Source organism: Streptomyces sp. NPDC007917 (assembly GCF_042959105.1).
Lineage (GTDB): Bacteria > Actinomycetota > Actinomycetes > Streptomycetales > Streptomycetaceae > Streptomyces.
The window spans coordinates 96930-113836 of record NZ_JBIBKK010000008.1 but is presented as its reverse complement, the minus strand read 5'-3'; the positions used below and the strand labels follow the sequence as shown (position 1 = coordinate 113836).

Annotated in this window: 16 protein-coding genes; 12 read left to right on the top strand and 4 right to left on the bottom strand. The window is 70.4% G+C overall.

Annotated elements, in window-relative coordinates; genetic code table 11:
- Positions 1-84: 84 nt before the first annotated feature.
- The 3 genes from phoU (at position 85) to ACFZDL_RS17610 (ending at position 3307) form a co-directional block, all read left to right on the top strand.
- Positions 85-762, top strand: a complete 678-nt coding sequence (gene phoU / locus ACFZDL_RS17620) for a phosphate signaling complex protein PhoU (protein ID WP_353588724.1) — start codon at positions 85-87, stop codon at positions 760-762.
- Positions 763-931: 169 nt separating this feature from the next.
- Positions 932-1090 (top strand): hypothetical protein, encoded by a 159-nt coding sequence (locus tag ACFZDL_RS17615; protein WP_353588726.1) that lies wholly within the window; start codon positions 932-934, stop codon positions 1088-1090.
- 141 nt (positions 1091-1231) lie between these two features.
- Positions 1232-3307, top strand: a complete 2076-nt coding sequence (locus tag ACFZDL_RS17610) for a histidine kinase (RefSeq protein WP_353588728.1) — start codon at positions 1232-1234, stop codon at positions 3305-3307.
- Here ACFZDL_RS17610 and ACFZDL_RS17605 read toward each other — a convergent pair.
- On the bottom strand, positions 3304-3912 hold the full coding sequence (locus ACFZDL_RS17605; protein ID WP_353588730.1) for a response regulator transcription factor: 609 nt from the start codon (positions 3910-3912) through the stop codon (positions 3304-3306). The genes ACFZDL_RS17610 and ACFZDL_RS17605 overlap by 4 nt on opposite strands.
- 111 nt (positions 3913-4023) lie before the next feature.
- Between ACFZDL_RS17605 and ACFZDL_RS17600 the strand changes: the two genes are divergently transcribed.
- Both ACFZDL_RS17600 and ACFZDL_RS17595 read left to right on the top strand, forming a co-directional pair.
- A complete protein-coding gene (locus ACFZDL_RS17600) occupies positions 4024-4755 on the top strand; it encodes an ABC transporter ATP-binding protein (RefSeq protein WP_353588732.1) in 732 nt (243 codons plus the stop codon).
- Entirely contained in the window at positions 4755-7223 is a 2469-nt protein-coding gene (locus ACFZDL_RS17595) for an FtsX-like permease family protein (RefSeq protein WP_353588733.1), read from the top strand. The genes ACFZDL_RS17600 and ACFZDL_RS17595 overlap by 1 nt, the downstream gene beginning before the upstream one ends.
- A 111-nt stretch (positions 7224-7334) precedes the next feature.
- On the opposite strand, the gene ACFZDL_RS17590 is transcribed toward ACFZDL_RS17595, so the two are convergent.
- Both ACFZDL_RS17590 and ACFZDL_RS17585 read right to left on the bottom strand, forming a co-directional pair.
- Positions 7335-7853 carry an NUDIX hydrolase gene (locus ACFZDL_RS17590; protein ID WP_353588734.1) on the bottom strand — a complete coding sequence of 173 codons (519 nt, stop codon included), beginning with the start codon at positions 7851-7853 and terminating at the stop codon, positions 7335-7337.
- On the bottom strand, positions 7850-9028 hold the full coding sequence (locus tag ACFZDL_RS17585) for an XRE family transcriptional regulator (RefSeq protein WP_391191450.1): 1179 nt from the start codon (positions 9026-9028) through the stop codon (positions 7850-7852). The genes ACFZDL_RS17590 and ACFZDL_RS17585 overlap by 4 nt, the downstream gene beginning before the upstream one ends.
- Positions 9029-9353: 325 nt before the next feature.
- On the opposite strand from ACFZDL_RS17585, the gene ACFZDL_RS17580 reads away from it, so the two are divergent.
- From ACFZDL_RS17580 to ACFZDL_RS17550, 7 genes are all read left to right on the top strand, one after another.
- On the top strand, positions 9354-9860 hold the full coding sequence (locus tag ACFZDL_RS17580; RefSeq protein WP_353588736.1) for an ATP-binding protein: 507 nt from the start codon (positions 9354-9356) through the stop codon (positions 9858-9860).
- Positions 9857-10054 (top strand): hypothetical protein, encoded by a 198-nt coding sequence (locus ACFZDL_RS17575; RefSeq protein WP_353588738.1) that lies wholly within the window; start codon positions 9857-9859, stop codon positions 10052-10054. The genes ACFZDL_RS17580 and ACFZDL_RS17575 overlap by 4 nt, the downstream gene beginning before the upstream one ends.
- Positions 10051-11169, top strand: coding sequence for a cyclophane-forming radical SAM peptide maturase AmcB (amcB, locus tag ACFZDL_RS17570; RefSeq protein WP_353588739.1), 1119 nt, complete (start codon positions 10051-10053; stop codon positions 11167-11169). The genes ACFZDL_RS17575 and amcB overlap by 4 nt, the downstream gene beginning before the upstream one ends.
- The gene (amcA, locus tag ACFZDL_RS17565) at positions 11147-11326 is read left to right on the top strand and encodes a multiple cyclophane-containing RiPP AmcA (protein WP_353588740.1); all 180 of its coding nucleotides are present in this window, start codon (positions 11147-11149) and stop codon (positions 11324-11326) included. The genes amcB and amcA overlap by 23 nt, the downstream gene beginning before the upstream one ends.
- 39 nt (positions 11327-11365) lie before the next feature.
- Positions 11366-12055 (top strand): pentapeptide repeat-containing protein, encoded by a 690-nt coding sequence (locus tag ACFZDL_RS17560; protein ID WP_353588741.1) that lies wholly within the window; start codon positions 11366-11368, stop codon positions 12053-12055.
- Between the two features lie 19 nt (positions 12056-12074).
- Positions 12075-12791: a hypothetical protein gene (locus ACFZDL_RS17555; protein WP_353588742.1), complete on the top strand. Its 717-nt coding sequence runs from the start codon at positions 12075-12077 to the stop codon at positions 12789-12791.
- Positions 12792-13244: 453 nt separating this feature from the next.
- The gene (locus ACFZDL_RS17550; RefSeq protein WP_353588743.1) at positions 13245-15974 is read left to right on the top strand and encodes a putative Ig domain-containing protein; all 2730 of its coding nucleotides are present in this window, start codon (positions 13245-13247) and stop codon (positions 15972-15974) included.
- Positions 15975-16142: 168 nt separating this feature from the next.
- Here the strand turns inward: ACFZDL_RS17550 and ACFZDL_RS17545 are convergent, their stop codons facing one another.
- Complete coding sequence (locus ACFZDL_RS17545) at positions 16143-16904, bottom strand: phosphoglyceromutase (protein ID WP_353588745.1); 762 nt, start codon at positions 16902-16904, stop codon at positions 16143-16145.
- Between the last annotated feature and the right edge of the window lie 3 nt (positions 16905-16907).

Below are 16907 nucleotides of genomic sequence, written 5' to 3'. Positions count from 1 at the left end.
CGGCCGGAACGTGGAAGCCTGGGGGGCGGCGAGTCACGAGTCCACCGAGAGTCAACAGCGGAAGACAGCGAGAGAGGGTCACTGATGCGGGACGCGTACCACGAGGAGCTCGATTCGATCGGGGACGGCCTCGTCGACATGGCCAGGCTGGTCGGCTCGGCCATCGGCCGGGCGACCACGGCGATTCTCGACGCTGACCTCAAGCTCGCCGAGAGCGTCATCGCCGCCGATGAGAAGGTCGACAACCTGCAGCGCGACCTGGAGGCGCGGGCGATCGCGCTGCTGGCCCGGCAGCAGCCGGTGGCCACGGATCTGCGGATAGTGGTGACCAGTCTGCGGATGAGCGCCGACCTGGAGCGGTCCGGCGACCTCGCCCAGCACGTCGCCAAGCTCGCCCGGCTGCGCTTCCCGGACTCGGCCGTTCCGCGTGACTTGAACGCGACCATCCTGGAGATGGGCCAGCTGGCGCAGCGGCTGATGGCCAAGGCCGCCGAGGTGATCATCACCAAGGACGTCGACCTCGCGCTCCAGCTGGAGGAGGACGACGACGCGATGGACCTCCTGCACCGCACCCTCTTCCAGCACCTGATGGACGACCGCTGGAAGCACGGCATAGAGACGGCCGTCGACGTGACACTGCTGGGCCGCTACTACGAGCGGTTCGCCGACCACGCGGTGTCGGTCGCCAAGCGCGTGGTGTACCTGGTCACCGGGGAGCACGCCGACGAGATCGCGCAGGCGGAGGCGGGCGAGGGGGCGTGAGGCCGTCCCGGCGCGCCCCTCGCGCGCCGGGTACGCGCCCGCCGTGCGGTTAAATCCGTGCATCCGCGCGCCGTCCATGCGCCGCTCCGGGCGGGGCGGGAGAACCGGACCATGGGCAGGAGGTGACCCCTCCTCCAGACCTCCCGAAGACCTCCCAAGGAGGCGACCCATGGCCGACTTCCCCGCTCCCATACCCGCCGACCCCACCCGGCCGGCCGCCGAACACCGCCCACAGCTGCCCGTCCTCGGCGCCTGCGGCTGCGGTTCCAGCTGCTCCTGCGGCTGCCAGTCCGGCGGCTCCTGCTCGTGCGGCGGCAGCTGCGGCTGACGCGTTCACCGCACGCTGGACACGCCAACGCACTGAACGCGCTGAAGGGCCTTCGACCGGCCTCCGGTCGAAGGCCCTTCGCGCATGTACGGATTAGGATCTTGGGCATCTGGGCGCGGTGCGGCTTGCGGGGGAGGTCTGGTGTCCGGTCCGGCGCGGGCTGTCACCGTCGTGGTGCTGGCCGCCTTCGCGACCGTCTTCCTCGTCGGCGGGTCGCTGCTGGCGCCCGTCGTGTTCGGCCTCCAACTGCTCCGTCTGTTCCATGTGCCGCCCGTGCCACGGCGGTGGCGCCCCGCGTGGCCATGGCTGCTCGCCGCGCAGACAGCCGCGTGCTACGCGGCGGTGTACGCCACGGGCGCCTCCGTCGGGATCCTGGGCTTCCTCGGCGGCTCGCTCCTGCTGACCCCGGCGTGGCCGCTGGCCGTTGTGGTCGCCGTCGGCGCGGTCCTCCGCGGGCCCGTGGACTCGGCCGTCAGCATGGTGCTCATGAGCCTGGTGATCTACGGACTCACCCGGCTCACGGAGCGGGCCGACCAGCTCCACGCCGCCCGGCTCGGCCTGGCGGCGGCCGCGGTCGCCGAGGAGAGGCTGCGGATCGCCGGCGAGCTGAGCGACGGTCTCGGCCGCGGGCTCGCCGAGATCACCACGGGGGTGCGGGCGGCCCTGGCGAAGCCGGAGCGGGCCGAGCGGCTGCTCGCCGACATCACCCGCTCGGCGCGCGACTGCCTCGCCGACGCCCGCCGCTCCGCGGCGTCCTACCGCTCCATGTCGCTGGCGCCCGAAGTGACGGCGGCGCGGGCCATGCTGACCGCGGCCGGGGTGCCGGTGGAGGTGCGCACCGGGCACGCCGAACCCCTCGGCCCCGCGGGCGCGCTGCTCGCGGGCGTGCTGCGCGCGGCCGTGACCGACATCGTCCGGCAGGGCGCGGCCACCGGCTGCCTGATCGAGACCGCCGCCGCGCACGGACGGATACGTTTGCGCGTCGTCAGCGACGGGCCGCGGACGGCGGATGACGAGAGCCTGGGCGATCTGCCCGGCCGGATCGCCGACGCGGGCGGCGCCCTGACGACCGGGCTGACCCGCGAAGGGCGGCACGTGGTGGAGGCCGCGCTCCCCGATGTGGCGCGACCCCGGGAGCCGGCCGACGACCGGCACGCCCGCGCGCTCTCCCTCACCCTGCTCGTCACCGTGCTGGTCGGCTTCTCGCTCAAGGCGCTGCTGATGGTGGACGGCGGCCAGGTGCTGCCCGCCGCCGCCTGTCTGGCCGTGGTGATCGCGCTTCAGGTCCGTTCGGTGCACGGACGGCACATGGTGGCGCTCGCGGTGATGGCGCTGTTCACGTACCTGCCGATCCTCGCGTTCGGCTACGTCTGGCTGGGGGTCGCCGGGTTCCTCGCGGGGCCGCTGCTGCTGGCGTTCCGCCGGTCCGTGGCCTGGCCGCTGGTCGGCGCTGTGACGGCGAGCGTCGCGCTCATCGGGCCGCGGGTGGGCCTGTCGTCCGCGATGACGGTCAACTACACCGTCAGCACCGTGGTCACCGGGCTGGTCGTCTACGGGCTGCTGCGCCTCGACCAGATCGTGAACGAACTCAAGGAGGCGCAGCGGCGGCTGGCCCGCTCGGCGGTCGTCGAGGAGCGCCTGCGCGCGGCCCGTGACCTGCACGACCTGCTCGGCCACAGCCTGGCCGCGATGCTGCTGACCTGCGAACTGGCGCGCAGGCTGCCGCCCGAGCAGGCCCGCGCACAGCTGACAGGCGTCCTGGCCATGGCCGAGCGCGGCGAGGCCGATCTGCGGGCGGCCTCCGGTGGCGTGGGCAGCATGTCGCTGACCGCGGAGGCCGCCTCGGTGCGCTCGGTGCTGACCGCCGCGGGTGTCCCGGCCGAGGTGTCCCTGGGCCACGACGGCCTCGGGGCCGAGGCGGAGACCGCGCTGAGCGCGGTGCTGCGGGAAGCGGTCACCAATGTGCTGCGGCACAGCGACGCCCGCTCCTGCACGATCTCGACGGCCTCCGAGGACGGCGGAGTGCGGCTGCTCGTACGCAATGACGGGGCGCGCGGCGCGGGGGGCCGTCCGGGGTCGTCGGGGATCGGCAACCTGACGGCGCGGCTCGTGGCGCTGGACGGGAAGCTGACCGTGGAGTCGGAGGGCGACGGCTGGTTCGAACTGGCGGCCTGGGTGCCGTACGGCTCAGCTCGCCAGGAGCCGGAAGGACCCTAGATCCAGCCCGCTTCCGTGGCGATACGGACGGCATCGGTCCGGTTCCGGGCGTTGAGCTTGCTGACGATGGCGGTGAGGTAGTTGCGGACCGTCCCCGCCGTGAGATGCACCTGCGCCGCGATCTCCGTGGCTTCCGCGCCCCCGGCCACCAGCCGCAGCACCTCGGCCTCGCGCGGGGTGAGCGGGTTGTCGGCCAGGTCCCAGGCGGTGACCGCGAGCGAGGCGTCCAGCACGCGCTCACCCACCGCCACTTTGCGGATCGCGGTGACGAGGTCGTCCGGCGGGGCGGTCTTCAGGACGAACCCGTCCACCCGAGCGCCGAGCGCCCGGCGCAGATGCCCGGGTTTGCCGTACGCGGTGAGCATCAGCACCCGGCAGCCGGGCACCTTCTCGCGCACCACGGCGGCCGCCTCCAGCCCGTCCATCGTCCCGGGCATGTCGATGTCGAGCACGGCGATGTCCGGCTGGTAGACCCTGGCCGCGTCCACGGCCGCGGCGCCGGAGTCGACGGTGGCGACGACCTCGATGTCCTCCTCGAGGCCGAGCAGCGCCGCCAGCGCCTCCCTGATGATGTGCTGATCCTCCGCCAGAAGCACCCGTATCACCCGGCCAGGTATACCAGCTGAGCACCGGGTCGTCCGGATCATGACGAGGTCACGCTTCGGACATGATGAGCTCCATGGCCCGCGTCGTGCCTGGCCAGCAGGGTTGAAGTCATGGCAGACACAGTGCGGTTGGACGCGGTGAGCAGGGTGTACGGCAAGGGCCAGGGGGCCGTCGCCGCGCTCCGCGAGGTATCGGTGAGCATCGCCCGGGGCAGTTTCACGGCGGTCATGGGCCCCTCCGGATCGGGCAAGAGCACGTTCCTGCACTGCGCCGCCGGCCTCGACACCCCCACCTCGGGCGCGGTCCGGCTGTCGGACACCGACCTGACCGGGATGAACGAGACGAAGCTGACCGAACTGCGGCGGCAGCGGGTCGGGTTCGTCTTCCAGGCGTTCAACCTCATCCCCTCGCTCACCGTCCTGGAGAACATCACCCTGCCGCTGCGGCTGGCCGGCGCCCGCCCGGACAAGGCGTGGCTGGACGAGATCGTGCGACGCGTGGGACTCGAGGGGCGTACGGACCGCCGCCCGGCCCAGCTTTCCGGCGGCCAGCAGCAGCGCGTCGCGCTCGCCCGCGCGCTCGCCACCCGCCCGGAGGTGATCTTCGGGGACGAACCGACCGGAGCGCTCGACACGATGACCGCCCGCGACGTCCTGACCCTGCTGCGGGAGATCGTCGACGACATGGGCCAGACGGTGGTCATGGTGACCCACGACCCGGTGGCCGCCTCGTACGCGGACACCGTCCTGTTCCTGGCCGACGGCCGCATCGTGGACGTGATGAGCGCCCCGACCCCCGACAAGATCGCCGAGCGGATGACCCGGCTGGGAGCGTGGAAGTAATGGCCGTGCTGACCCTCGCACTCAAGACGCTGCGCCACCGCAAGGCCGCCTTCGCCGGCGCGTTCGTCACCCTGCTGTGCGCCGCCGCGCTCGTCACCGCCTGCGGGATGCTGCTGGAGACCGGGCTGCGGGGCCGGGTCGCGCCCGAGCGCTACGCGGGCGCCCCGGTGCTGGTGGCCGGTGACCAGTACGTGCACCGGACGATCCACAAGTCCAACGGCAAGACGAAGCACAAGGCGAAGCCGATCGCCGAACGCGCTTGGATACCGGCATCGCTGACGGACCGGCTGCGCCGGACCCCGGGCGTGCGCGAGGTGGTCGCCGAGGTGACCTTCCCCGTGTCCACCCCCGCGTCCACCGGGCGCGGCCCCGCCCAGGGCCACGGCTGGGACTCGGCGGCGCTCACCCCCTTCACCCTGGCCTCCGGCCAGGCCCCCAAGGCCGCCGACGAGGTGGTCGTCGACGCCCGCTCGGATGCCCGCGTGGGCGCCCGGCTGTCCGTCCTGACCCCGGCGGGCCCCGCCACATACCGGGTCTCGGGCGTCACCCGGCAGGCCCTGCCCAGCCAGGACACGCTCTTCTTCGCCCCGGCCGAGGCACGGCGGCTGGCGGGCCGCCCCGGCCAGGTCAGCGCGATCGGGGTCTTCCCGAAGCCGGGGCAGCGGCCGGATGTGACCGCCGCCCTGCGCGGCACCAGGGCCTTGGAGTACGCCGGGGACGGCCGCGGCTCCGTGGAATTCCTCGACGCGGAGCAGGCGCGGGTCAAACTCATCAGCATGGGCGCGGCGCTCGGCGGCACGTCGCTCCTGGTCGCGATCCTCGTCGTGGCCGGCACCTTCGCGCTCTCCGTCCAGCAGCGGCAACGGGAGATCGCCCTGCTGCGCGCCGTCGCCGCCACCCCGAAGCAGCTGCGCCGACTGCTCGCCGGCGAGGCCCTGGTGACCGCCCTCGCCGCGGGCCTCCCCGGCGCCGCCGCCGGCATCGCGCTGGGCTACTGGCTGCGGTCCCGGTTCGTGGCCCTGGGCGCCGTCCCCGAACATCTCCCGCTGGTGGTCAGCCCCTTCCCCGCCCTCGCCGCGCTGCTCGCCACCGCGCTGGCCGCCTGGGCCGCCGCCCGCCTCTCCGCCCGCCGAGCGGCCCGGGTGCGCCCAGTGGAAGCGCTCGGCGAGGCCGCGCTGCCGACCGCGCGGCTGCCCTGGGTCCGGCTGGTGGCCGGCCTCCTCGCCACCGCCGGCGGGGTCACCCTCACCCTCGTCCTGTCCACGCTGACCACCGAAGCGGCCTCCGGCCCCGTGGTGCTGCTCACCGCGCTGATCTGGACCGTCGCGGTCTCCCTCCTCGGCCCCCTCCTGGCCCGCGCCGCGGTCGCCCTCCTCTCCCTGCCCCTCCGCGCCTCCCGCGTCGGCGGCCACCTCGCCGCGGCCAACCTGCGGGTCGGCTCCCGGCGGCTGGCCTCCATCATCACCCCGCTGTGCCTGCTCACCGCCCTGACCTGCACGATCCTGTTCAGCCAGACCACGATGAGCCACGCCGCCGCGCGCGAGTCCGCCGCCGGCAACCGCGCCGACTACGTCCTCGGCCCCCGCGTCCCCACCTCACTCGCGGGCTCCCTGCGCGACCGTCCCGGCGTCGAGGCCGTCACCGAAGTCCTGCACACCTCGGTCCGGATCGACCTCAAAAAGTACGGGGCCCAAGCGGTAACCCCCCAGGGCCTCGAGCGGACCACCGACCTCGGCGTGGTCGCCGGCTCCCTGCGCCACCTCGGCACGGACTCCCTGGCGGTCAGCGAGAACGCCGCCGACCGGCTCGGCGTATCCGTCGGCGACACCGTCCACCTCACCCTCGGCGACGGCACCCCCGCCGCCCTCAAGGTCGCCGCCCTCTACAGCCGCGGCCTGGGCTACGGCGACCTCACCCTCGCGTATGCCTCCGTCGCCCCGCACGTGGACAACCCCATGCCCACCCTCCTCGTCAGCGCCCCCACCCTGACCCGCACCCAACTGACCGCCCTGACCTCCGCTGTCCCCGGCGTCACCGTCATGGACCACACCGAGGCCGCCGCCACGACCGCGCCCAACGCCGAGGTCAACTACGTGGCCATGGGCCTGATCATCGCCTTCTCCGCCATCGCCGTCATCAACACCCTCGCCATGTCCACCTCCGACCGCTCCCGCGAACTCGCCCTGCTCCGCCTGGTGGGCACCACCCGCCGCCAGGTCCTCCGCGTCCTACGCCTGGAAACCCTCGCCGCCCTCCTGATCGCCACGACCCTCGGCACCGCCATCGCCCTCCTCACCCTCACCGCCTTCGCCACCGGCATGACGGGCTCCTCCACCCCCCACATCCCCCCACTCACCTACCTGGCCGTGCTCCTGCCCACCGCCGCCCTCGCCCTGGCCGCCACCACCCTCCCGGCCCGCCTGGCCCTCCGCCAGCACCCGGCGGAGGCGATCAGCGCCCGCGAGTGAATGGCGAATGCCCCCTGCCTGCGAGAACGGGTGGGGGGCTTAGCGTTGCCAGGGGGGATCTGAACGCTACGCAACCAACGGATTGACAGGCTCGGAATACGTGTCATCCGCTCACGCGTCCGGCGTCAGCTGCCCGTCGCGCAGAAACTTCGGGTGTGCGTCGGAAAGCGCGGTGATAGCGGCCTCCAGCCGTCGGCCCAGCCGGTCTTGTAGCCAGCCGTCGATCTGGTGCGGTGGCACAAAGGCAAGTTCGGACAGTTCGTCGTCGTGGGGACGGAGTGCGGTGGCCTGGTCGTGGTCGAGGGTGCCGCCGTCGAAGACGAAGGCGATCTGGTCGTCCCAGGCGCCGTGGGGGGGCACCCAGTCGACGACGAGCGGGCGGAGTAGCTGGAGGTCCAGGCCCAGCTCCTCCTTGATCTCCCGACGGGCCGCGTCGTCGGGCGCTTCGTTGGCCTCGGCCATGCCACCAGGGAGGTCCCAGCCGGGTTTGTACGTGGGGTTCACCAGCAGGATGTAGCCGGCCGGGTCGCGCAGGACGACATCGGCGGAGACGCGTTTTCGGGCCTGGGTGGCGTTGCCTTCGGCGAGGTAGGCGTTCCAGGCGGCGGGGTCTGCCGGGGTGGGCCTCATGGAGTAGTGCCTTTGCTGGGCGGCTGGATGATGTCGGCGAGCAGCAGCATTCTGGCGCGCCGGGCTTCGTCGAAGCGGGCCAGGAGGCCCCGCACAAGGCAATGATCGCGGTGGGGTGCCAATAACTTACGGAGAGTGTTCAACTGGTGGACGACACGGACGGAGCCGAGGGCGGAATCAGCAGCGATCAGGGTGTGGCCGACGCTGACGGCGGCATCCAAGTCCTGGCGGTCGATGTGGATACGGCACAAGGCGATGCGGCTGAAGGCGAGGGACCGAGCCCGATCAGTTTCTCGGAGTGCGATGGCTTGTTCGGCGTGGTGCAGGGCATCGTCGTGCTGCCGCAGGTCGCGCAGGGCGAGCGCAGCCTCGCTGGCCAGGGCGGCGGAGTCGAAGGGACTGAGCCAGGGATGCTCGGCCTGCGGCGTGGCACTGTCGAGGGCCTGGTGGGCCTGGTCGAGGGCGCGGGCCGCCACAGTGGCTTGGGCGGATGCGGCAAGGGCGCGAGCCGACATGGCGTGCAGGCGGGCGGTGAGCGCGGGGACGCGCGGGCCTTGGCCGGCGAGTTCCAGGCCGGTGCGGGCCCAATGCGACGCGGAGGTCGGATCGCCGGTCTGCAGGGCTAGGTGGCTGTTGCTGGCGGCGATGTTGGCGGCCAGGAGGGTGTCCCCCGAGGTACGGGCGAGGGGAAGGGCGCGAGTGAAGTGGCGCCCGGCCAAGTCGTCGCGGCCGGAATCGTGCGCCATCCACCCGGCCATCTCGGTCAAAGCGGCTGCTGCAGCGAAGACCTGGGGGCTGCTGTCCGCGTCGACGAGGCGGGGAGCGACGCTGCCGCTGAGGTGTCGGACCACCGCTCCGTAGAGGCGACCGCCGCCGGTCTGCCGGTCGGCGCTGCGGAAGGCGTCCACGGCGGCCAGGTCGTCGCCATCTGGAGGGACGGCTCCTTCGGGCGCGGGAAGTGGCGCGGGGGTGGGCTCCCAGGGGCGTGAGGCCAGGCCCAGGAGTCGGCCCGGAATGTGGAAAGCGTCCGCGATCTGCTCGAAGATGACAAGCTTCTCGACCCGGCTCTTGCCGTTCATGTAGTCGTAGAGCCGCCCTTGAGTGATGTCCACGGCGGCCGCGATGCGCCGAGTGCTGATCCCGCGGTTGTTGAGCAAGCGGAACAGCGCTCCCATGTCACGCCTGTCGCAGGCAGCGAGGAATCGATCGTCGCACAGCAGGCCGGCGACAACTTCGCGTGAATCTCGCTGCGCGCGGTCCATAAAACGTCTCCCCCCCCCGTAAGGCGGTTCCTCGAGGCTACGCCACACAAGCCAGAGCTGACTCCGACTTGGGGTCACCTGACGGGGTCTCATGGGAGCCCGCGCGAGGCGTCTACTGGGTCCGCCGTTCGAAGCCTCCCAGTCCTGCGGGGGCCGCTCAACACGGCGTGACCGGCGGTCTCCTCTCTGCCCCCGTCAGGGAGGGGCCGCTCCGTCCCCTCTCCGAGGAGTTCTCCTCATGCCCACGCGTCGTACCCTCCTCGTTCTGCCCGCGGAGCCGGCCATTACCGCCTTCGCCCGCGATCGAATCCTCACCGAAGCGGTCGGCTGGGGCGTGCCGCTGGACGATGAGCAGCGGGAGGCCGTGAAGCTGGTCGTCTCGGAGCTGGTCACCAACGCGGTCGTCCACGGCAGGGGGCTCGTCACGGTCGGCCTCTTCTACGAGTCGTACGAACGACGACTCCTACTCGCCGTCTACGACGGCAATCCTGACGCCCCGAAGCGTCGGGAGGCGGAGGCCGACGACGAGCACGGTCGCGGACTGGCGCTCGTGGGCCATCTGGCCTCCCGACATGGCTGGGAGCCCACAGAGGCAGGCAAGAAGGTCTGGGTCGAGTTCGACGTCCCCATCCGTAGGACGGCGAAGGGCCATGGCCTGCTGCTACGACGGCACCTCAGCCCTCTGGCCCCACAGCCGTACGGACACCGCCTTCGGGCGCAGATGGCGTCGGCGGGTGGCCTGTGAGCACCGGACGCCATACGGCCCCAGCGGCACCGATCAAGGATCCGGGCATCCGGTTCGTCCTGGCCACGTTTGGACTCTGGCTCATCCCACCGCTCATTGTGCTCAACACCCAGGCCATTGGCCTGCTGTCCGTCGGCCACTCGCTCGCCACGACCGCCCCGGACACCGGCTCACTGAACGAGGAGCAGATATGACGACGACCACCCGCCTCGCTGCTGTCCCCGGTGCTGTGATCATGCAGCCGACGACGCTCTGCCAACCCCTTGACTGCCGATACTGCTACCTGCCGTTCCGCAAGGAGAAGCACCTCATGCCCGGGCAGGTGGCCCAGTCCGTGGCCGCCTCGGTCAACGAGTGGGCCCGTGACGACCCGCGGTTCGAAGTCGTCTGGCACGGCGGCGAGCCCCTGTCCGCCGGGCGCGACCACTTGGCGCGGCTCATGGAGCCGTTCACCGGCGTCAAACACACCCTCCAGACCAACGCCGCGCTGATCGACGACGCCTGGTGCTCGTTCCTGCTGGAGCACGACGTGGGGGTGGGGGTGAGCATCGACGGACCGGCCGACATGAACGCCCACCGGGCCACACGCGCCGGACACCCCGCCTTCCGCGTGGTGATGCGGGGCATCGAGCGACTTCGGTCCCACGGCATCCCGTTCTCCGCCATCGCGGTGGTTACCGATCCCGACCCGCGACGCGCCCCCGAGTTCTACGAGTTCTTCGCCGAACTGGGATGCCACTCGCTCGGCGTCAACGTCGAGGAGCAGGAGGGAATGAATACGGCGCCGCACGCCCCCGACGCCGGCCGGACCACCGATTTCTGGGCAACCTTCACGGCGGCCTGGGAATCGAACCCGGTGCTCCAGGTCCGCGAAATCTCCCGGGTCCTGGAGTTCGCCGGTTCCATACTCGGGCGGCAGGGGCTGGTCTCCGGCCCGTCCGCCGCGCCGTGGGACCCACTGCCCACCATCTCCTACGACGGCGGCGTCGTACTCCTCTCACCGGAGCTGGCCGGTTTCACCGACCCCCGCTTCGGTGACTTCACCACCGGCAACGTCCTGGACCGCGATCTTGCGTCCCTCCTGGCCGACGCCGAACACGGCACCTCCTGGTTGACGGAGTTCTGGAACGGTGTGGACGCCTGCCGTGCCACTTGCCCGTACTTCGCGTTCTGCGGCGGCGGCCATCCGGCCAACCGCTACTTCGAACACGACGGCCGCCTCGACGGCACCCGTACCCGCTACTGCACCGCAGCGAAGATCGCCCTCCTGGAAGGAGTCACCCACCATGTCCACAACCACCGCCACTGATCTCGTGCTCGACTCGGCCGACCGCTTCCGCGCCCTCATACGAACCGCGGGAACGGTGCCGCACACGGCGAAGTTCGACAACCGCCCCACCTGGGCGAACACGATGCCTTCGTTCGATAACCGCCCGACCTGGGACAACTGGAACAAGAAGAAGTAGCCTCGGCGTCCCTCAGCCCTGGAGAGATGGAGCACGACTGTGGACACCCGAACCATCGGCCGCGTCACGCTGACCCTTCCCAGCCTGGACGAGCCCGGCCTGTACCTGTCCAACGTCCAGTCCCTCGAAGGCGGCCGGGGGATCGTCCAGGACTTCCAGTACGCCGACGCCGACCTGCGTTCACTCGACCTCGCCGACACCCAACTGGTCAGCGGCCGGGTCACGAACCTGCGAGCCGCCCGCGTCCACCTGGAGCGGCTGCGGCTGAACTCAGTCGAGTTTGTGGCCTGCGACCTCGGCTCCGCCACCTGGCGCGACAGCAAGCTGTCTCGCGTCGTCTTCCGCGATTGCAAGCTCATGGGCGCGAACCTGGTCGACCTGGCCCTAGACGACGTCCTGTTCGAAGGCTGCCGACTCGACTACGCCACGCTGGAAAACGTCCGCGCCACCGGCCCCGTCGCCTTCTCCCGATGCGTATTGACCGAGGCGTCCCTGACCGGCTGCGACTTGACCCACGCCGTCCTGGGCGCCTGCACGCTGCGGCTGACCGAGTTCGGACAAGGCCGCTACCAGAGCCTCGACCTGCGCGGCAGCGACCTCTCCTCCGTGCACGGCGTCGAACGGCTTTCCAAGGTCATCATCGACCGCACCCAGGAACCCGAACTGACCGCAGCCCTCCTGGCTCAACTCAACGTCACCTACAGCGAGGATCTCGATGCCCCACGCTGATCGATCCCACCATCCCCGAATGTCCCTCGCCATCGCCGCCACCGAGGCCGCCGCACTCCAGGAGCGCTGCGAGGTGACGACCCTGCGCACCATGCGCGGCAGCCTCACCTACGAGGACCACGCGGTCGTCCCCGCCGCCCCCTGGACGAAGATCACTGACGAGATGGGGCGAAGTCTCACCGCACCAGCCGCGATGATCAGGGACAGCGCGCTGATCGAACTGGTGAAGCCACCTGAGCCCATAGACGTCCTCGGCACCCTGACCGACCGGCTCGGCGATTCCGATGCCGTCTACCTCGGGCAGGCAAGCGCCCCCGCCGACACCTTCACCACCACCGGCAACCACGAGAACGAGGGCCGTCGCATCGGTCTGCACGTCGACAACTGGGACAAACTCCCCTACGCCACCAAGCACACCGCCCGACGCCGCCTCTGCCTCAACCTCGGCCCCGGCATCCGCTACCTCTTCCTCGGCGACCTCGACATACGCGCTGTCTGCCGCACCGTCCACGAGGACTTCGCCCACAGATACCCGCACACCGACGACCTGCGGCAGTTCATCGACGACGGCCACCTCATGCTCTGCTTCCGGCTCCGCCTGGAACCCGGCGAGGGCTATATCGCCCCGACCGAACTCTTCCCCCACGACGGCTCCACGGAAGCACAGCCCAAACCCTCGACCGCCGCCTTCTGGCTGGGCAATTGGCCCCGCGGCGTCCTGCCCTCCCTGATCTGATGCCTGTCCGCGTGGGTCTGTCTGTGGCTCGACCCGCCGGACAGGCCGTAGGCCCCGAACCAGCACCCGTTCGGGGCCTCGCTCAAAGAGCTCCTGCGCCGCGCGGCGGGCAGCAGGCGGCCGGGGCGCGGCCGCATGTGCCGGTCGGACTGTCTGCGCACGCCTCTTGTGTGGTGGGGCCGGGGTATCTATGGTTCACAGAAATCGGTTTCTAGGAGGTCCGCAGTCATGCGGAGTCAGGCAGCAACAAGGCGTGACCTGGGCACCGGGCAGTGCTACGGCCGTACTCATCCGCGTCGGACACCGTCAACGACCCACTGATGTAGAAAGCGTATTCCAACCTCGTGGTTCTCACCCAGGACACCGTCTGACCGGAGTCCGCCCCCTCACCCCCCACTCATTCCCGGCAGGCACCCGCACCCACTGGAGAGTTGTATGTGGCAAGAATCAGGGATGAGGCTCAGACATACGCGGTGGTGGGCGATGGCCACCGTGGTGTGCGCTCTGCTCGCGGCCTTTGTTCCGGCGTCCTCCGCGGAGGGGGCTACGACCTCCGAACCGGCGACCGGCGACTTCCCCGCCGTCACGCTGAAGGAGGTCACCAGCGGCGACGGGTTCGTCCACCCCGGTATCGCGGTGAGCGCGTCGAACCTGCGGCTGGCGCGTCAGCAGGTGCTCGACGGTGCGGAGCCATGGGCCTCCTACTACGCGTCCATGCACGGCACCAAGTACGCCTCGCGCAGCCTCACCGCCGTCAACGGTGGGTCGGGGGTCGACACCCCGAAGTCGGACGCCTTCAACTCGCAGGGCATCGAGTCCAGGTTCATCCAGGACGCCTTCGGTGCCTACACCCAGGCGATCGAGTACTTCATCACGGGTGACCCCGTCTACCGCGCGAACGGTATGCACATCATCCGGACCTGGTCCCACATGGACCCGGCGAAGTTCGCGCCGTATCCCGACGACCACATCCACGCCGGCGTCCCGTTGATGCGCATGCTCGCCGCGGCCGAGATCTTCCGCTACTCCAGCGTGAATTCCGGCTCCGACGGCTACGACACCGCCTGGACCGACGCGGACACCACGAACCTGACCAAGAACCTCATAACGCCCGCGATCAAGACCCTGCTCGACGGCAACACCTTCTTCATGAACCAGCAGCTGTACCCGATCGTCGGTGAGCTGGCCGGCTACGTCTTCACCGACAACCGGGCCGGCTACGAGCAGGCTGTCGAGTGGTTCTCGGTCAACAAGACCAACCCGAACCGCCACACCAACGGGGCTCTGAACTCCCTGTTCCGCGTGATCAGCGCGGACGACCCGCTGAACCCCTACGGCCACTCGTTCGTGCAGCACCAGGAGATGGGCCGCGACCAGGCCCACGCGTGGGACGGCATCGCCATCGCGACGGAGATCTCGCGCATGCTCACGGTGCAGAACACCCGGCTGGACCCGGTCGCCGGCACCGTGTCCACCAAGTCGGACGCCGTGTCCCCGTTCCGGTTCGGCAACGACCGGCTTCTCGCGGGAGCGGACGCCTGGTACGCGTACATGATGGGCAAGACCATCCCGTGGATCGACACCACGGGCGGTCCCGGCAAGCTCTCCGAGGCCTACCGGGGACGCCTGTTCCAACCCATCGACGAGCTCTACAACATCTACCGGTACGAGTTCGGGGTCGACGTCAAGGAAGAGGCCCCCAACGTCGCGAAGGTGAAGCAACAGGCCGACGGCCCGGAGTTCTTCTGGGGAACGGGGGCGTACAACTACTGGAACAGCAACCCCGACTACAACCCGGACTACTGGCTCTCGCTGCCCGAGAAGGTGGCCGGGCAGACCCGTCCGAAGCAGACCAACCCCCTGGTGCGGGTGGCGCAGCGCAGCATCCCCCTCGACGGCCGCTCCGAGGTCCGCGAGGACGACGGACACGACATCGTCCGGATGCGCGCGTCGAAGAAGGGCGCCACCATCGCGGTCCGCACCCTGATGTACGACAGCCGTGCAGGATACAGCCCTGTGGGGGTGCTGATCCGCACCAACGGCCCGGCGACCCTGGAGATCCGCAAGGACATGTCGCTGAAGCCGTACCACACCGTGAGCCTGCCCGACACCCATGGCACGTGGCGTTACGTCACCTACGACATGGACCTCGGCATCCTTCACGGGAGCGTCGCGGGCGACAACCTGGCGTACTACACGGTCGTCGGCGCCTCTGACGTGAACGTCGACATCGACAGCGTCAACCTCCAGGCCAAGGCCCAGCTCACCCCGCCGTCCTTCCCGCAGGGGCAGCGGACCACACTGGTCGGTGTGGCCGGGGCGCCGCTCAAGCGGTCGCTCGCCGCGACCGACTCGGGCGACGAGACCCTCACCTACGAGGCTTCCGGTCTTCCCGAGGGCGCCACGTTCGACAGCACCACCGGAGCGTTCAGCTGGACACCCACCCGTTCCCAGACAGGTGAGGCCCACGCGTCCGTCGTCGCCTCCGACGGCAAGACCGACACCGTCCTGAAGCTCGACCTGGTGGTCGCGCCGGACCGGGCGGGCGCGCTCACCGCGGCACAGGACGGGTTCGACCCCGAGGCGACGTACGTCCGGGGGCGCCTCAAGGAGTTCAAGGACGCGGTGTCCTCCGTCAAGGCCACGATCGACACGGCCGATGACAGCACCTTCCTGGCCGGGCTGGTCACCGTGCAGGACGCGGTGAAGGCGCTGCAACTGCTCAACCCGAAGCTCGCCGACGGCACCCTGAGCTATGCGCCGCTGGTGACCTCGTCCCTGTCCGAGACCAATGTCTGGAACATGACCGATGGTGACATCAACACCTTCTCCGGCGATCTGAGGGCTCCGTTCACGCTGGACTTCGGGGCCGGGTTCCGGGTGCGGGCCGACGCGTTCGGGCTCCAGGCCCGGTACAACTTCGGCAACCGCTCCCAGGGCGCCAACGTCTACGGGTCGAACGACGGCTCCACCTGGACCCTGCTGACCTCACGGGAGACCACGAACACCACCCCGGACTTCACGATGGAGACCATCCCGGTTCTCTCCAAGGTCCAGGACAAGGCGTTCCGGTTCCTCAAGGTCCAGGTCGACGACCCGGGCGTGCCCACCGACCCGAGCTACCCCGGGATCTCCTCCTTCGGCGAACTCCGGATCCACGGTTCCCGGATCGAAACGGCGTAGGCCGTCAAGTCGGCGACACTCTCCTCCAGCAATGACGACCCGGCACGGGCCGTCAACGGCGACAAGGTGACCCGTAACACCAGGCCGGGCCACGAACGCTCGGCCCCGGCCCGGCAGTAAGCCCCCTGCTCGCGGGAAACCGCGGTCAGGGGGCTTGCGGGCGTCGGCTTACTTCTTCTTGCCCTGGTTCTTGACCGCCTCGATGGCGGCCTTCGCGGCCTCCGGGTCGAGGTAGGTGCCGCCCGGGTTGACGGGACGGAAGTCGGCGTCGAGCTCGTAGGCGAGCGGGATGCCGGTGGGGATGTTCAGGCCCGCGATGTCGGCGTCGGAGATGCCGTCGAGGTGCTTGACCAGCGCGCGCAGGGAGTTTCCGTGGGCGGCGACCAGGACCGTACGGCCGGCGAGCAGGTCCGGGACGATGCCGTCGTACCAGTACGGGAGCATGCGCGCGACGACGTCCTTCAGGCATTCGGTGCGCGGCCGCAGCTCCGGCGGGATGGTGGCGTAGCGCGGGTCGTCGGCCTGTGACCACTCGGAGTCGGCCTCGATGGGCGGCGGCGGGGTGTCGTACGAGCGGCGCCAGAGCATGAACTGCTCCTCACCGAACTCGGCGAGGGTCTGGGCCTTGTCCTTGCCCTGCAGCGCGCCGTAGTGGCGCTCGTTGAGGCGCCAGGAGCGGTGGACCGGGATCCAGTGGCGGTCGGCGGACTCCAGGGCGAGCTGCGCGGTGCGGATGGCGCGCTTCTGGAGGGAGGTGTGGACCACGTCGGGGAGCAGGCCGGCGTCCTTGAGCAGCTCACCGCCGCGGACTGCCTCCTTCTCGCCCTTCTCGTTGAGGTTGACGTCCACCCAGCCGGTGAACAGGTTCTTCGCGTTCCACTCGCTCTCGCCGTGGCGGAGGAGGATCAGCTTGTACGGTGCGTCGGCCATGGC

What these genes read in the sequence shown, in the direction of transcription:
- ACFZDL_RS17555 (WP_353588742.1), top strand. Translation starts at nt 12,075, where the DNA reads ATGTCCCTCGCCATCGCCGCCACCGAGGCCGCCGCACTCCAGGAGCGC.
- ACFZDL_RS17590 (WP_353588734.1), bottom strand. Translation starts at nt 7,853, where the DNA reads ATGAGGCCCACCCCGGCAGACCCCGCCGCCTGGAACGCCTACCTCGCC.
- amcA (WP_353588740.1), top strand. Translation starts at nt 11,147, where the DNA reads ATGTCCACAACCACCGCCACTGATCTCGTGCTCGACTCGGCCGACCGC.
- amcB (WP_353588739.1), top strand. Translation starts at nt 10,051, where the DNA reads ATGACGACGACCACCCGCCTCGCTGCTGTCCCCGGTGCTGTGATCATG.
- ACFZDL_RS17545 (WP_353588745.1), bottom strand. Translation starts at nt 16,904, where the DNA reads ATGGCCGACGCACCGTACAAGCTGATCCTCCTCCGCCACGGCGAGAGC.
- ACFZDL_RS17615 (WP_353588726.1), top strand. Translation starts at nt 932, where the DNA reads ATGGCCGACTTCCCCGCTCCCATACCCGCCGACCCCACCCGGCCGGCC.
- ACFZDL_RS17600 (WP_353588732.1), top strand. Translation starts at nt 4,024, where the DNA reads ATGGCAGACACAGTGCGGTTGGACGCGGTGAGCAGGGTGTACGGCAAG.
- ACFZDL_RS17585 (WP_391191450.1), bottom strand. Translation starts at nt 9,028, where the DNA reads ATGGGAGCGCTGTTCCGCTTGCTCAACAACCGCGGGATCAGCACTCGG.
- ACFZDL_RS17550 (WP_353588743.1), top strand. Translation starts at nt 13,245, where the DNA reads ATGAGGCTCAGACATACGCGGTGGTGGGCGATGGCCACCGTGGTGTGC.
- ACFZDL_RS17595 (WP_353588733.1), top strand. Translation starts at nt 4,755, where the DNA reads ATGGCCGTGCTGACCCTCGCACTCAAGACGCTGCGCCACCGCAAGGCC.
- phoU (WP_353588724.1), top strand. Translation starts at nt 85, where the DNA reads ATGCGGGACGCGTACCACGAGGAGCTCGATTCGATCGGGGACGGCCTC.
- ACFZDL_RS17580 (WP_353588736.1), top strand. Translation starts at nt 9,354, where the DNA reads ATGCCCACGCGTCGTACCCTCCTCGTTCTGCCCGCGGAGCCGGCCATT.